Genomic DNA, 15,337 nt, shown 5'->3' on the forward strand with positions numbered 1-15,337 from the left:
GTTTTTATTCTACCACCGTTTGGTCGGCTTGTAGTGGCCGGGGTTGGAAGTCCTCCCGGAAATGGCGCAGCGCGCTCATCACCGGCATCGGCGTCAGTCCGCCCATCGCGCAGAGCGAACCGTCGGTGAGAAGGGTGCAGAGCTCCTCGACCAGAGCGAGATTGGCTACGACACCCTCACCGCGCCGCACCTTGGCCAGCGTTTCGGCGCCGCGCACCGAGCCGATGCGGCAGGGCGTGCATTTGCCGCAGCTCTCCTCGGCGCAGAATTCCATCGCGAACTCGGCCTGGCGCGCCATATCGACCGTGTCGTCGAACACGACAATGCCGCCATGACCGAGCATGGCACCGGCCTCCGCGAAAGCCTCATATTCCAGTGGCAGATCGAGCATCGAGGCGGGCAGATAGGCCCCGAGCGGGCCACCGACTTGCACGGCGCGGATCGGTCGCCCCGACAGTGTGCCGCCGCCATGGGTCTCGATCAGCTCGCGAAGGGAGAGGCCGAAGGGCGCTTCGAACAGGCCGCCGCGCTTGATATTGCCGGCCAGCTGAAAGGCCTGGGTGCCGCGCGAGCGCCCATTGCCGAGCGCCTGATAGGCGGCCGCGCCCTGGCTGAGAATATCGGGCACACTGGCGAGTGTGAGGACATTATTGACGATGGTCGGCTGGCCGAACAGGCCGGAGATGGCGGGGATGGGCGGTTTGACCCGGACTTGGCCGCGCTTGCCCTCAAGGCTCTCGAGCATGGCGCTTTCCTCGCCGCAGACATAGGAACCGGCGCCGCGCCGCAGGGTGATGTGGAAGCGGGTGCCGGAGCCGAGAATATCGTCGCCGAGCCAGCCGCGCGCTTCCCAGGCCGCGATGGCGGCGCGCATCGTGCGGATCGCATCGGGATATTCCGAACGCAGATAGATGAAGCCTTGGGTCGCGCCAACGGCGAGGCCGGCAATGACCATGCCTTCGATCAACAGGCCGGGATCGCCCTCCATCAGCATGCGGTCGGCAAAGGTGCCGCTATCGCCCTCATCGGCATTGCAGCAGATGTATTTCTGTTCCCCCGGTGCCCCGGCAGCGGTCTTCCATTTGATCCCGGCGGGGAAGCCGGCGCCGCCGCGGCCGCGCAGGCCCGAGGCGGTGACGGCCTCGATGATGCGGGCAGGGGTCTGCTCCAGCGCCACGCGCAGACCGGCGAGGCCGCCCTCCCGTTCGAAGGCATCCAGATCGAGCGGGTCGATCACACCGCAGCGGCGGTAGAGAAGCCGGGTCTGGGATTGCATCCAGCGCAGCGACTCGACGGGGCCGAGCGCGAGCGGGTGGTCATTGGCGAAACCCTGCTCGAACAGCGCTTCGACATCATCTTCGCCGACGGGTCCGAAGCCATGGCGGACGCCATCGCGCTCAATCTCCAGCAAGGGCTCCAGCCAGAGCATGCCGCGCGAGCCGGTGCGGACCAGGTCGAGGGCAATGCCGCGTTGCCGCGCGATATCCTGCAGGCGTTCGGCAACAGCATCGGCACCAACCGAGCGGGCTGCGGCATCGCGTGGCAGGAAGAGGGTCACAGGATCAGTCATCATGACCACTCGCGGCGCTGGCGGCGGCAAGCCGGTCGGGAGTTGCCCGGCCGATCAAGCGTTCGCCAATCAGGGCTGCGGGGCCGAGCGCGCAATTGCCCAGGCAGTAGACCGCTTCGTGCGGCGTTCCGGCACGGTCCAGTTCTTCGGCAAGCCGGTCCGCCCCGACGGCCTGGCAGGCCTCGGCCCGGCATAGCCGGATCCGCTGCGGCGCACGCGGGGTCGTCGAGAAGTCGGCGTAGAAACTGCGCACGCCCTGGATTTCGGCACGGGAGATATTGAGACGGGCAGCAATGGTGCGGGCGGCTTCGTCGTCGACACAATTCTGCGTTCGCTGGACATCATGCAGAATTTCGATCAGGGCATCGGCACGGTGATCATACCGGGCGCAGACCTGTTCCACAATTTCCCCGTCTGTCTTCGACAAGCCCATCTCCCCATGCGTGAACATATCCAGGCCAGCGTATACAGCCCGCCGGCAACGCACTCACACCCGATCACCAACGCGCCCGGCCGACTGGCCATATCGCCCGGTCGGGAGCGGTTCCTGCGCAGACCATACTGGCTCCATCGCGCGCGGTACAGACCGGGCTTGGGGACCGGCGAACAGGTTGGTGGGGCTCCGGCAGTGCGATTTCATGCAGTATATGTTTGCTACCAGATGTTTTGCTGCCATCACTTTGAAAAACCCGAGTAAATTCGATCAATCGGCGCCGTTTCGTGTGTTCGAACCCCTGGCTCGGGGCGCCCAGCGGTCAAATTTCACGGTCGGAGTCAGCGGGATTCTTTGACGCGATGCGCGAAACCGTTGAAAGTGCAGCAGAGGGTATTGCGTCAGCCTGATTGCGACGCTTCGCGGAAGCCCGACCGGGAAGATCTGGCGGCATTTTCACGAAGACAAGCGCGCAAGCTGAGGTGATCCGTGTGTCGATGCGCGTGTTACCATTTGATGTGCCTGGCTTCGGACGATCGAGGGTAGGAGCCTGCAGGATCATAACGGAAATCAAGCCCTAGGGGGGCCAATTGGTACAAGACATCAATCTCACCGGGTCTCCGAGCAAGGTGAACTGGCCGTCGATCATCCGCAATTTCCGGATGTCGAAACGCCTGAAGCAGGCCGCGCTCGCGGCTGATCTCGGCGTCACACAGGCCATGATTTCCCGCTGGGAGAATGGTGAATCGGATCCGCCTGACCGGGTCAAGCGCCGCATGGCCGAGTTGGTGCAGGATGCCTTTGTCGTCGCGCCGGCCCCGACCTGGATTGATCTCGTGACGCTCAATCCCGGTATCGAATTCGTCACCGATTCAATGGGCGTGTTGAAGGCGGTTTCCGCTGGCGCGCTGGAATTGTTCGGCGTTTCCCGCGAGGCGGTTGAAGGCCGTCCGGCGGATCGTTTCCTGGGTGGTGATTTTGCCCAGACCCTGGAGACATTGCGCAGCAAGGGCATGTTCCGCAGCGATCTGGTGTTTGCCCAGAGCCTCGGGCGTGTCGAGCTTACGAATGGTGCTGCGCCGCGTACGGTGCTGTGCGATTTCATCCATTGGCCCCGCATCTCCGAGGTGCGCGCCGTGTTCTGTGTCCATTCCGGTGCCGTTCTCGATGAAGACAAGTATCAGCGCCGTCTCGACCAGCGCGGCCAGAAGATCGTGACCCGCCAGACATTCTGATTTCACACGCGCGGCACACAAAAAAGGGCGACCCTCCGGGCCGCCCTTTTTGCCATTCTGGCGATGCTGTCTACGGGGTGCGCTGGGCGTCGCGCAGGGCGCGGAACTCATTGCCTTCATACCAGTTCGGCCAGGCGTCTGAATTGGCCAGGCGGGCGCCGACATTGTAGAGCAGCGTCACATCCTCGACCATTCCATCCATTTGCCAGTCGGCCGAGTATTCGTCAGCCGGGCCGTGGTAGCGGTTTGCGCCGTAATCAGCAGCGATGGCCTCGCCCGCTTCGCTACCACCCTCGATCAGGTCAATCCCGCCATCGGCATACAGCATTGGCAGGCCGTGCTTGGCGAGCGAGATATGGTCGGAGCGGTAGAAATAACCGGCTTCGGGACTTGGATCCGGAACAATATAGCGGTCCTGGGCGGCAGCCTCTTCGGTGAGGATGTCCTCCAGTTCGGACGCACCATAGCCAACCACGATCACATCGCGTGAGCGGCCCTTCGGCATGATGGCGTCGATATTGATGCCGCCAACGGTCTGGCTGTAAGGCACGAGCGGATGCTCGCCATAATAGGCCGAACCCAGCAGGCCGGATTCCTCGGCTGTGACAGCAAGGATCATCACCGAACGCTCCGGCGGATTGGCGATAAAGGCCTGGCCGATCTCCAGAATGGCCGCGGTCCCGGAGGCATTGTCGACCGCACCATTATAGATGCCGTCTTCGCCATCGGGCACGTCGCGGATGCCGATATGGTCCCAATGCCCGGTATAGAGCACGTATTCTTCGGGCCGTTCGGTACCGGGAACGACACCGACGACATTGCGCGAATCCATCGTCCGCGTGCTGTTGTACAGCGTGCCGGCTGAACTCAGGCCGGTCATTGGAACGGCCGCAAAACCCGGCTGTGCCGCGCTGGCGGTCAATGTGTTGAAGTCGAGACCGGAGAGCTCGAACAAATGCCGTGCGACATCCTCGGTGACCCAGCTTTCGACGCCGGCAAAAGTGCCTTCACCCGGTTCGCGGGCGAGGGAGAGGCGGGAGCCAGACCAGGAGCCGGTGATGACATTCCAGCCATAGGAGGCGGGCGCGGTCTGGTGGATCAGGATCACGGCCGCAGCACCCTGGCGGGCGGCTTCCTCGTATTTATAGGTCCAGCGGCCATAATAGGTCATGGCACTGCCATTGAATATGCCGCCGTCCGGATTGGCGAAGCCTGGATCATTGATCAGCATCACTACGGTCCGGCCGGTCACGTCGACGCCGGCATAATCATCCCAGCCATATTCCGGGGCGACAACGCCATAGCCCACGAAAACCAGATCGCTGGCATCGACCGAGACTTCGGGCTGGTTGCGCTTGGTCCAGTAGACGACATCATCCCCCATTGCGAGGTCGAGCGGTTCACCATTGAAGAAGACGTCAAACGCGGAGCGCGCCGTGTCGAGGGTGATTTCCAGCAGCGAAACCGGCTGGAAATAGCTGCCCTGATTGCCGGGCTCGAGGCCGATGCGGGCCATTTCGTCGGCGATCCACTGACTGGCTGCAATGCCGCCGGGCGCGGCCGGTGCGCGACCTTCAAACCCGTCATCGGCCAGGGTTGAGATGCGGTAGCGCAAATCGGCTTCATTGATGTCTGCGGTCGTCGCCATCACGGCGGGTTCGAATGCCGCAGTGGTGGCCATGGTGGCGGTTTCGTCTGCAGGCTGGCTGCAGCTGGCGAGGGCCAGACCGCTGAGCGCAGCGGCAAGAACCAGATATCTCATCCCGATTTCCCCTTATTCGGTTGGGCTTCGACGCAATTGTGTGGCACATCCTGCATCCGGGCAAGTCTTGCGCAAGCTGCGGCCTGCAGAGGGTTGAGGGAATTGGTGTTTGACCAAACATGAATGAGGGTTCAGGTTTGGTTGCAATCAAGATAGCCGGCACCATGCTGTGACCGGGCCATGTCAGGGGAGAGACGATGACGGATAGTCCAGCCGGGGCGAAAGCGGCCCCATTGCCGAGCGCGGGTTACAGCAAACTGGTCATGTTGTTGCTGTTTCTGGTCTACGCGTTCAACTTCCTTGACCGCCAGATCATCTCGATCCTGGCCATCCCGATCAAGGAAGATCTCGGGCTTACCGATGAACAACTCGGCCTGCTCGGCGGCATCGCCTTCGCACTGCTCTATTCAACGCTGGGCGTGCCGATCGCCTGGTTTGCCGATCGGGTCAACCGGACCTGGATCATGACCGGATCGCTCCTGATCTGGAGTGGTTTCACGGCTGTCAGCGGTCTGGCAACCAATTTCATGCAACTCTTCCTCGCCCGGGTCGGCGTCGGGATTGGCGAGGCGGGCGGCGTCGCTCCGGCCTACACCATCATTGCCGACTATCATCCACCGGAAAAGCGTGCCCGGGCGCTGGCCATCTACTCGCTGGGAATCCCCGTCGGTAGCGCCTTCGGCGTTATTGCAGGGTCACAGATTGCTGGCGGCGGCATCTCCGACGGCCTCGATTGGCGCTCGGCCTTCATCATTGTCGGCCTGGCCGGCGTGCTGCTGGCGCCGATCTTCAAACTCCTGGTCCGCGAGCCCCGGCGTGGCCAGTTTGATGGCGTGCCTGCCAAGCGCCCGACGGCGCTCGAGACCGAGGCGGCCTATCCGCCAGCCAAGGCGCGAATTCTGTCGATCGCCGGTTCGGTCATGTTCGCCCTGCCGAGCCTGTTGGCGATTTTCAGCATCACGGTGTTCGGTGGCGGTGCGATCCAGTCGGTCGGCTTGCTGAGCTTGGCTGCCCTGGTCGGGGCTGGCTGTGGCTGGCTCGCGGGCCAATGGGTGAGCCGCCGCGCACACTGGATCGTGCTCGCCCTGGGCACCAGCATCCTGATGCTGATCCCCGGACTCGTTGCCTGGGGTGTCCCTGCCATCATGACGGGTGACGGCTTCGGCTTGGGCGCTGTGGCCTGGCTGATCGGCCGGGCGATTGCCGGCGCGCTGCTGGGTATCTTCTTCGTCTTCTTCCGCGAATTCATGAATCTCGCGCTGGAGAAGCCAAGCTTCTGGCTGATGATAATGGGCGCTTCGGCATCCTCGATGATGGGCTATGGCGTCTTCTTCTGGCTGCCCTCCTTCTTCGCTCGCAGCTTCCAGCTCTCTCTGACCGAGACCGGCTGGTTGTTCGGCGGCGTGCTCTTCTTCGCCGGCAGTCTGGGTATAATCCTGGGCGGTGTGATGGGCGACTGGATCGGCAAGCGCAAAAGGGCCGCCTTCGCCTTCGTGCCGGCGATCGCCTTCCTGATCTCCGCGCCGCTCTATTGGGCCGGGATCATGTCGCCATCGGCCACCCTGGCAGTCATCGTCCTGTTCGTTCCGACCGCGCTTGGCCTGGCCTGGCTCGGACCGGTTCTGTCGGCCTTCCAGCATCTCTTCCCGCCGCATCTGCGCACAAGCGGATCGTCGGTCTTCCTGCTGATCAATAATCTTCTTGGCATCGGCGGCGGTGTTTATGTGCTGGGCCGGCTGTCGACCCTTCTCGAGCCAACCTATGGCGAGGGGTCATTGCGGATTTCCATCCTGATCGGCTCATGCCTGTATCTCGTTGCCGCAGGCTTCATGTTCTGGGCTTCGCGCTATCTGGCGCGCGACTGGGTGGAGCATGTGGCCGTCGATGACGCGAATCGAGTCACCGAGCCGGCTTGATGTCACAGGGATATAGCGATCACTTCTTCACGACTGTCGACGGGCCGCGCCTGCACTATCGCGATTATCCGCCGCTGGGCGAAGTCCGGGGCCTGCCGGTGCTTTGCCTGCATGGGCTGACGCGCAATGTGCGTGACTTCGAGGATCTGGCTCCGCGCCTCGCGGCGATGGGGCGGCGGGTCATTGTCGTCTCGCAACGCGGCCGGGGGCGATCTGATCCCGACCCGCAACCCGAACGCTATCAGCCGCTGACCTATGCGCTCGACATGATCGGACTGCTCGAACAGATCGCGGTCGAGCGGGCGGTCTTCATCGGCACCTCAATGGGCGGCCTGATGACGATGATCATCGCCGCGCAGCAGCCGCAGCTGATTGCCGGGGCCATTCTCAATGATATCGGGCCGGAGATTGCCGGTGCCGGTCTCGACCGGATAAAGGCCAATGTCTCCAGCCGCGACCCGGTCGCGAGCTGGGGTGAGGCTGCAGCCCGGTCGCGGGAGGCCAATCTGGCGGCTTTTCCGAAACGGGCGGATGATGCGGAATTCTGGTTCGATTTTGCTCGCAAGACCTGGAGCGAAACCGGTGATGGCCGCATTGCCCTCGCCTATGATGGCGCGATCGTCGACCAGCTGGACAGCAGCGCGGTACCGCCTGATCTATGGCCGTTCTGGGAGCCTTTCAAAAGCTTCCCGACCCTGCTGGTCCGGGGCGGTATCAGTGATTTACTGACGCCGGAAACGGTCGCAGAAATGGCGCGGCGCAATCCTGCTCTCGCCTGTGTCGAAGTGCCCGATACAGGCCATGCACCCTTCATGACCGAGCCCGAAGCCTGGGCTGCGATCGCGGCCTTCATGCAGCGTGTGGATTAGCCGAAAACCGATGTCAGCCGCGCAGCGCTCGGCGCCTCATTCCAGAAGAGGCGCTGGCCCGCCTCGATATCGGCGGCGCAGATATTGCCGGTCTTGACCTTCGCGTCATGAGCTTCGCCGCCCAGTACGCCGTGCATATAGCGCAGTACGCCATTGGATGTGATGATCAGGGCAAAGCGGCGGCTCAGGGCTGCATCCTGCATTACGGCCAGCGCATTGGTCCGGAGCGTCGCTTCGTCCGGTGACCAGTCCACGCCTTCGGGGCGGCGGTGTTCTTCATTCCAGGTGCGATGGGCGTCGGCGCCAAACTCGGCGATGATCTCCTCGCAGGACCTGCCGCCCCAGGAGCCGTAATCAATCTCGCGCAGGCGTTCGTCGATCTCGACCTTGCCGTGAAAGCCGCACAGGACTGCGACCAGCTCGGCGGCCCGGCGCGTGCGCAGTAGCGGGCCGGTGATGATGCGCTCGGGCGTCAGGCGCGCGTCGCGCAGGGCATTGCCCAGTGCGGCGGCCTGTTCCTCGCCCTTGGCGACCAGGGGCAGGTCTTCCTTGGCGCCGACCCAGACCACCTTGTCGCCGGGACCGAATGTATTGCCGTGACGGGCCAGCAGGACCTTGCTCATGGCACCAGCTCGCCTTCGCGGGCGATAATCGCCTCGACCACCGGCACGTCTTCCGGCGCATCTACCGACCAGGCCGAGCGGCCGCGATAATCGGTCGGCACGATTCGGATCGGGATGCCGTTTTCCAGCGCCCGCAATTGTTCCAGGCTTTCGGCCTTCTCCAGCGGTGAGGGCTCGAGCGCGACGATCCGCTCCAGCGTGTCGCGGCGATAGCCGTAGAGTCCGATGTGCTGCCAGGTCGGGGTGCCCGCTTCCGGGTGGCGCTGGAAGGGGATGACGCCCTTGGAAAAATATAGCGCGTCCATCATCCGATTGAAGACAACCGTCGTGCCGCCGACAATCCCTCTGGCCTTCATCTCGCGCATGCGGATGGCGGTTTCCTCGGGCATCTGCACCGCCGGAGTCGCCATGGCGAGATCGGAATCAGCGCGCATGGCGGTGGCAACATCGCCGATCACCCAGGGCGGGATCAGCGCGGCATCACCCTGGACATTGATGATGATGTCGTCGTCACTGCCAAGCCGTTCCACGGCGTCGAGGGCGCGCTCGGTCCCGTTGCGGCAGGCCGGATCGGTCATCACGGCCTCGCCGCCAAATCCGCGGACAGCGTCGACGATGCGTTCGTCATCGGTGGCGACGACAACGCGGTCGACGCCCGGCGCAGCGCTGGCTGAACGCCAGACGCGTTCAATCATCAACCGGCCGGCAATGGTCTCGAGCGGTTTGCCCGGAAAACGGCCGGAAGCATAGCGGGCGGGAATGATGGCAATAACGGACATTTGGCAGGGCTCCTCAGTCGCGACTGCTTGTTCCACAGGCCTGCACTGATTTCCAGTCTTTCCGCGCCGATGAGCATGGCCGCCAGGTGATCAGGAATTGAGCCATGCCGGCCGTCCATGTCGGGGCTGCCAAGCGTCGGCTGATCGTGGTCGGTTGAAGGCGGCAAGGGAGAACGCCATGAAGGAATTGTTCGTAACAGGTATTGCCATTATGATGTGGATGTCGGCCCCGGGTCTCGTGAGTGCCCAGGACAGCGTCAAGCCGGAAGTTGCTCCGCCTGCTGCCGAGGCCAGCCAGGCAGAGCCGGCCACACAAGAGGCCGCCGCGCCTGACGAGGTTGAAGTCGTCGAAAATGACCCCGATGAAGTGATCTGCCGAACGCGCCGGCAGACCGGCAGCAATTTTCGCGAACGGATCTGCATGACACGGCGTCAGATCGAACGGTCTGAGGAAGCGGCGGATTACGCCCTGAGGCGGATGCGCCGGTCGCAACCCTTCTCGCCCAATTAATACCGTTCTGCGCGCCCGTTGAAGTCGCAGGCATTCTAGTCGCCGGACAAGACCTGGTCCGGCCAGTGTGCTTCTGTTGCGTGTTTGCGGCTGGAGCGCCACTGGGCCGGTCTGCAAAAACGCGTGAACTCGCTAGTCTTGCAATGATATATGGACATCAATGACACCCGGTCTTATGGCCGGGTGTCTGTCTGTTTCCGCAAGCTTGAGATTTTGAGACTTCCATGCGCCATTTTCTATCGACTGCCGACTGGACCCGCACCGAATTGCAGGGCTTGCTTGATCGCGCCGCCGCGTTCAAATCGGGAACCGTCAGCCGTGCGCTGGAAGGCAAGTCGATTGCCCTGCTGTTCTTCAATCCTTCGCTGAGAACCCGGACCTCCTTCGATATCGGTGCCAACAAGATGGGTGGCCACGCCATCGTGCTGGATGCCAAGGGGGCAACCTGGCCGCTGGAATTCGCCGACGGTGCCGTGATGGACGGAACCGCCGAGGAGCATGTCCGAGAGGCAGCGCGGGTCCTGTCGAGCTATGTCGACCTGATCGCAATCCGTTGCTTCCCTGAATTCAAGGACTGGCCGAGCGAGCGTGAGGACCCGATGATTTCGGCCTTCGCCAAACATTCCACCGTGCCGGTGATCAATATGGAGACCATCGTCCATCCCTGTCAGGAACTGGCGATGATGCTGGCCCTGCAGGAGCGGATCGGTGCGGTTCAGGACAAGACTTTCCTCCTGACCTGGGTGCCGCATCCAAAACCGCTCAATACGGCGGTCGCCAATTCGGCCCTGTTGATGGCGGCCAAGTTCGGCATGAATGTGCGTCTCCTGGTGCCTGATGAGCGCTACCGCCTTGATGAGCGCTATATGGGCGCCGCTGAACGCTTCACCGCCGAGGGTGGCGGTTCGGTGACGATGATGACCGATGTCGAGGCCGCCTATCGCGGCGCCGATGCCGTCTATGCCAAGAGCTGGGGCGCGCTGCCCTTCTATGGCCATTGGGACGACGAGGCTCCCTTCCGCGCCAAGGGCAGGGATTTCATGATCACGCCTGAAAAAATGGCGCTCACGAATAACGCCACCGTCAGCCACTGTCTGCCGATGCGGCGAAATGTGAAAATCGCGGACGCCGTCGTCGACAGTCCCGCCTTCCTCGGCATTGAGGAGGCGGCCAATCGCTTGCCGGTGCAACAGGCCGTGATGGAAGCTCTTGCCAGTCAGGGAGGCGTCAAGTGACGTCGCAACTCCCCGGCGTTCGCCCGACGATTGTCCGCCTGCTGTCGCATATGCGCGATGGCAAGGAGATCCGCGAATACCTGCAACGCTTTTCCGGTGTGGATCAGGAGCGCTTCGCCGTCATCAAGGTCGGCGGTGCGGTGATCCAGGAGGATCTTGACGGTCTCGCAACGGCGCTGGCCTTCCTGCAATCGGTCGGCCTGTCACCGGTCGTGGTCCATGGCGGCGGCCCACAACTTGATGCCGCCCTGTCGGAGGCCGGGATCGGCACCGAACGCATCAATGGCCTGCGGGTGACGCGCGAGGAAGCGATCCCCATCATTCGCGACACGCTGACCCAGGCCAATCTCCAGTTGGTCGACGCGATCCGCGAAGCCGGCGGGCGTGCGGCTGCCGTGCCGCGCGGCGTGTTTGAGGCCGAACTGATCGACGAGGACAAGCTCGGCCGGGTCGGCGAGCCGACGAAAATCCATCTCGAACTGGTCGCGGCCGCTGCGCGCGCCGGACAGGCCGCGATCCTCGGCTGTCTCGGCGAGACCCATGACGGGCGTCTGGTCAATATCAATGCCGATTCCGCCGTCCGCGCCCTCGTGCACGCGCTGCAACCCTACAAGGTTGTCTTCTTGACGGGTACGGGCGGGCTCCTGGACGAGTGGGGAGATGTCCTGTCCTCAATCAATCTGGCGACCGATTATGCGGCGCTTTTGCAGGCCGATTGGGTCAATGGCGGCATGCGGCTGAAGCTGGAAGAGATCAAACGTCTGCTCGATGACCTGCCCCTGTCCAGCTCGGTCTCGATCACCAGCCCGGCGGAACTCGCGCGTGAACTCTTCACCCATGCCGGCGCCGGCACGCTGATCCGGCGGGGCGAAACCATTATCTCCACGGCCTCCAAGGAGTCGCTCGATCTCAACCGCCTCGACGCGCTGGTGGCCAAGGCGTTCGGGCGCGCGCCGATCGCGGGCTATTGGGACGGGCTGGAGCTCGACCACGCTTTTGTTACCGACAGCTATCGGGCCGCAGCGATCACCACGCGGCTGGATGACTGGATCTATCTCGACAAATTCGCCGTTCTCGACGATGCCCGCGGCGAAGGCCTGGGGCGCACGGTCTGGAACCGTCTGGTCGAATATGCACCACGCCTGATCTGGCGTTCGCGCACCGCCAACCCGGTCAACAGCTTCTATTTCGATGAGTGCGACGGGGCGATCCGGCGCGATGAATGGACAGTCTTCTGGCGCGGGGAAGGCATTCGCCCGGCCGAGATTGATGGCGTCGTGACCCGGGTCTTCGATCTGCCACCGACGCTGGAGCCGGTCTCGTGAGCCAGAAGATTGGCCTGGTCGGTGCACGTGGCCATACCGGGCGCGAGTTACTGCGTCTGATTGCGGGGCGTCCGGACCTCGAACTGGTCTTCGCCAGTTCGCGCGAACTGGCCGGCCAGGCGGTGCATGATGTGGCTCCGGAGATTGCGGACGGGCTGATCTTCGAAGCGCTGGCACCCGAAGCGGTGGCCGCACGCGGGGCGGACGCCGTCATCCTCGCCTTGCCGAACGGGGCAGCGAAACCGTTTGTCGCGGCGATTGATGACGCGGCTCCGGACACGGTGATTATCGATCTGTCTGCGGATTATCGCTTCAATGACGCCTGGACCTATGGCCTGCCGGAAATTCATGGCCGCGAGGCTTTGCGGACCGCGAAGCGGATCTCCAATCCGGGCTGTTATGCGACGGCCGGCCAATTGGCGATCGCGCCGCTGCGGGACCGCCTGGCGGCCGATCCGCACGTGTTCGGCGTTTCGGGCTATTCCGGCGCCGGCACCACGCCCTCGCGCAAGAATGATCTCGAGGCCCTGCGCGACAATTTCATGCCCTATGCCCTGACCGGGCATCTGCACGAGCAGGAAATGTCGCGCCATCTCGGGCTGAATCTCCATTTCACCCCGCATGTCGCCGCCTTCTTTCGCGGCATCGTCGCGACGGTGCATCTTTCCCTCGCCGAACCGATCACGCGCGATGCCTTGATTGCGCGCTACGAGGCGCACTATCGCGGTGAGCCCCTGGTGCGGGTTATGCGCGAGATCCCGGAGGTTCGCGATGGCGCCGATCTGCCCGGCGCCGTGATTGGCGGCTTCGGCCTGAGCGATGATGGCCGCCATGCCGTGATCGTCTGCACCCTCGACAATCTGCTGAAGGGCGCCGCCGTGCAGGCGATGCAGAATCTCTGCCTGTCACTGGGCCTGAGCGAATAGTCAGTCGCCGGCCTGGATAGCGCTGTCGATCGCCTGCCATCGTGTCTCGAAGGCGTCGTTGCGTGCGATGCGGTGATAGCCTTGAGCACGCCACAGCGTGAATTCGCGCGTCTTGTCGCCATCGAGCGCAATGGTCAGGCTGCCTGCCGATTCGAACAGGTCAAAATCCTCGCGCATTTTCGCGACTTCCAGCGGGCGATGCGAGACCAGCAGGACCGGGTCCGGGTGACCGTCCTCGAGCGGCCATTCCTGTTCGGCGTGATTGACCGGTCCGGAATAGCGCAACCACATCCGCAGCGGACGGTCGGCCGTGCTGCCATAGCGCTGCATCTGGTGGAAGATATTGCGGTCGTCAAACACGATGGCGCTGAAGTCTTCGGCCAGTCCGGCCTCGCTGATCGCCGCCGCGGTCTCTTCCCAGGCACGGATGCGCTTGGTGCTGTTTTCCAGCCGGAAGGTTTCGACGAGGGCCGGATTGACGACGGTGACGGCCATGAAAACGCCCAGCGCCGTGTGAAAGGCGATGGAGCCATAGAGAATGCCGCGGCGCCAGGCCGGGCCGCGCAGCAGAAAGCTGGCGACAAGCAGGGTTCCCGCGACATAGGCGGCGCTGGCCCAGTTTGCATGGGCCCGGCTGATGAAGGCCTCGACGCAGACGGTCAGCAAAGGGGGCAAGCTGAAGGCAGCCAGCAGGCGCGCCTCGGGCGATGATTGCGTATAGCGCCAGATAACACCGCCCAGAATGACGACCAGAACAGGAAACAGGGCCGGACCGAAAATGCCCAGCTGGCCGGCGAGAAATTCCAGCAATTCCCCGGGATGAAACAGATCGCCCCCCCAGTTTGCATTGGCCGCTGTGTGGGTCACCGTGGCGAAGTCATGCGCCGCATTCCAAAGGATATTGGGTGTGAGCAGGGCCAGGCCGATAAGCAAGGCGAGGGCGCCGCGCAGATTGAGCAGGGCAGCGCGGGCGGGAGCATCGATCACAAGCACAATGCCAAGCCCGAGCGCGAAATAGATCATCGCGTATTTGGAAAGAAAGCCGAGTCCTATCGCCAGGCCAAGCCCGGCAGCGCTGGCCCAGCCGCCGCCATCGCGCAGGCGGAGCAGAGCATAGAGGCCGCCGGAAAAGGCGCACATAACCGGCACATCGGTGGAGATCACGGCGCCGGAAATCCACATTGACGGTATCGTCAGATAGATCGCGGCAGCCCAGAAGCCTGTGCGGGAATCCCAGAGGCGCCGGGCGCTGAGGAAGATGAAGCTCGCGGTGATAGTGTGCAGGAGTGGCGAGGCAAGCCGGACGCTGAAATCACTGTCCCCGAACAGGGTCGTCATCAGGCGGATCAGCCAGGCGATCATGGGTGGTTTGGAGAAATAGCCCCAATCAAGTTGCAGCGACCAGACCCAGTATTGGGATTCATCCGCATAGAGCTCGATCGGGTTGAAGCCGAGGGCGATCACACGCGCCAGGGCGATCCCGAGAATCAGAAACGCCGCCGCGTATTCCCAGGCCCACACCTGACGCGAGTGATTGACTTTTTCTGCAACCATGGCGGTCTCACAAGTCTTAAGAAAGTGTAGCATTTTCGCCGCAGGCTATGCCCTTTCCGCTGCGGCCCGTAAAGGGGGCTGTGGACAAGGATTGGGGCCGCGCTAGCGGGTTAACCCCCGTATGTTGAGCAAATGCTGCACTGCACACACATATCTTGCGCTTTTTCGCGATTTCCCGACGCATTGGAGCCCGCCTGCGTCTCCGGGACTGTCGCAAAACCTTCGCGTAGCTGTCTTGGATTCTTCGAACGCCCGGCGTACGAGGCGCTTGCTTCGTTGGGGGACCTCGTCCCCTGTCCGGTCGATCCTAGGGGGACACCTCCATATGACATTCATGAAAAAACTTTCACTCAGCGCGGCGGCGATCGCCCTGCTGACAGCCGCGCCCGCCGCGGTTTACGCGCAGGAAACCTCGTCCTCGCTCCGCGGTTCTGTGACCGACGGCGCCGGTAACGCGCTCTCCGGTGCCAGCATCACCATCCTGCACACGCCAAGCGGCTCGGTCTCGAGAACCTCGACCGGCGTCAATGGCGGCTTCTCCTCGTCGGGTCTGCGCGTTGGCGGTCCTTACAATGTGACAATCACTGCGGACGGTTTCC

At 63.2% G+C, this 15,337-nt stretch carries 14 protein-coding genes; 8 read left to right on the plus strand and 6 right to left on the minus strand.

Annotated features, from left to right (window positions below):
* Positions 1-4: 4 nt before the first annotated feature.
* Complete coding sequence (locus AAC023_RS04605) at positions 5-1,573, minus strand: NADH-ubiquinone oxidoreductase-F iron-sulfur binding region domain-containing protein (protein ID WP_339738602.1); 1,569 nt, start codon at positions 1,571-1,573, stop codon at positions 5-7.
* Positions 1,563-1,997, minus strand: a complete 435-nt coding sequence (locus tag AAC023_RS04610) for an NAD(P)H-dependent oxidoreductase subunit E (protein WP_339738604.1) — start codon at positions 1,995-1,997, stop codon at positions 1,563-1,565. Before AAC023_RS04610 ends, AAC023_RS04605 begins: the two co-directional genes overlap by 11 nt.
* Positions 1,998-2,593: 596 nt before the next feature.
* On the opposite strand from AAC023_RS04610, the gene AAC023_RS04615 reads away from it, so the two are divergent.
* Entirely contained in the window at positions 2,594-3,238 is a 645-nt protein-coding gene (locus tag AAC023_RS04615; protein ID WP_339738606.1) for a helix-turn-helix transcriptional regulator, read from the plus strand.
* A 70-nt stretch (positions 3,239-3,308) separates the two neighbouring features.
* Here AAC023_RS04615 and AAC023_RS04620 read toward each other — a convergent pair whose 3' ends face one another.
* Positions 3,309-5,000, minus strand: coding sequence for a M28 family metallopeptidase (locus AAC023_RS04620; protein WP_339738608.1), 1,692 nt, complete (start codon positions 4,998-5,000; stop codon positions 3,309-3,311).
* Positions 5,001-5,197: 197 nt separating this feature from the next.
* Here AAC023_RS04620 and AAC023_RS04625 point away from each other — a divergent pair, with 197 nt between their 5' ends.
* Together AAC023_RS04625 and AAC023_RS04630 are read left to right on the plus strand one after the other, a co-directional pair.
* Entirely contained in the window at positions 5,198-6,916 is a 1,719-nt protein-coding gene (locus tag AAC023_RS04625) for an MFS transporter (RefSeq protein ID WP_339738610.1), read from the plus strand.
* A complete protein-coding gene (locus AAC023_RS04630) occupies positions 6,916-7,785 on the plus strand; it encodes an alpha/beta hydrolase (RefSeq protein ID WP_339738612.1) in 870 nt (289 codons plus the stop codon). Before AAC023_RS04625 ends, AAC023_RS04630 begins: the two co-directional genes overlap by 1 nt.
* Here AAC023_RS04630 and AAC023_RS04635 read toward each other — a convergent pair.
* Both AAC023_RS04635 and kdsB read right to left on the minus strand, forming a co-directional pair.
* Positions 7,782-8,408 carry a histidine phosphatase family protein gene (locus AAC023_RS04635; RefSeq protein WP_339738614.1) on the minus strand — a complete coding sequence of 209 codons (627 nt, stop codon included), beginning with the start codon at positions 8,406-8,408 and terminating at the stop codon, positions 7,782-7,784. The genes AAC023_RS04630 and AAC023_RS04635 overlap by 4 nt on opposite strands.
* On the minus strand, positions 8,405-9,187 hold the full coding sequence (gene kdsB / locus AAC023_RS04640; protein WP_339738616.1) for a 3-deoxy-manno-octulosonate cytidylyltransferase: 783 nt from the start codon (positions 9,185-9,187) through the stop codon (positions 8,405-8,407). Before kdsB ends, AAC023_RS04635 begins: the two co-directional genes overlap by 4 nt.
* Positions 9,188-9,365: 178 nt before the next feature.
* Between kdsB and AAC023_RS04645 the strand changes: the two genes are divergently transcribed.
* From AAC023_RS04645 to argC, 4 genes are all read left to right on the plus strand, one after another.
* Positions 9,366-9,698 (plus strand): hypothetical protein, encoded by a 333-nt coding sequence (locus tag AAC023_RS04645; protein WP_339738618.1) that lies wholly within the window; start codon positions 9,366-9,368, stop codon positions 9,696-9,698.
* Positions 9,699-9,922: 224 nt separating this feature from the next.
* Positions 9,923-10,933, plus strand: coding sequence for an N-acetylornithine carbamoyltransferase (locus AAC023_RS04650; protein WP_339738620.1), 1,011 nt, complete (start codon positions 9,923-9,925; stop codon positions 10,931-10,933).
* Positions 10,930-12,258 (plus strand): acetylglutamate kinase, encoded by a 1,329-nt coding sequence (locus tag AAC023_RS04655; protein ID WP_339738622.1) that lies wholly within the window; start codon positions 10,930-10,932, stop codon positions 12,256-12,258. The genes AAC023_RS04650 and AAC023_RS04655 overlap by 4 nt, the downstream gene beginning before the upstream one ends.
* Positions 12,255-13,184, plus strand: a complete 930-nt coding sequence (argC, locus tag AAC023_RS04660; protein ID WP_339738624.1) for an N-acetyl-gamma-glutamyl-phosphate reductase — start codon at positions 12,255-12,257, stop codon at positions 13,182-13,184. Before AAC023_RS04655 ends, argC begins: the two co-directional genes overlap by 4 nt.
* Here argC and AAC023_RS04665 read toward each other — a convergent pair whose 3' ends face one another.
* Positions 13,185-14,738, minus strand: coding sequence for a glycosyltransferase family 39 protein (locus AAC023_RS04665; RefSeq protein ID WP_339738626.1), 1,554 nt, complete (start codon positions 14,736-14,738; stop codon positions 13,185-13,187).
* A gap of 334 nt (positions 14,739-15,072) precedes the next feature.
* On the opposite strand from AAC023_RS04665, the gene AAC023_RS04670 reads away from it, so the two are divergent.
* Positions 15,073-15,337, plus strand: a 265-nt coding sequence (locus AAC023_RS04670) for a carboxypeptidase-like regulatory domain-containing protein (RefSeq protein WP_339738628.1), incomplete at its 3' end; no start/stop codon positions are given.

The organism is uncultured Maricaulis sp., from assembly GCF_963976135.1.
GTDB lineage: Bacteria > Pseudomonadota > Alphaproteobacteria > Caulobacterales > Maricaulaceae > Maricaulis.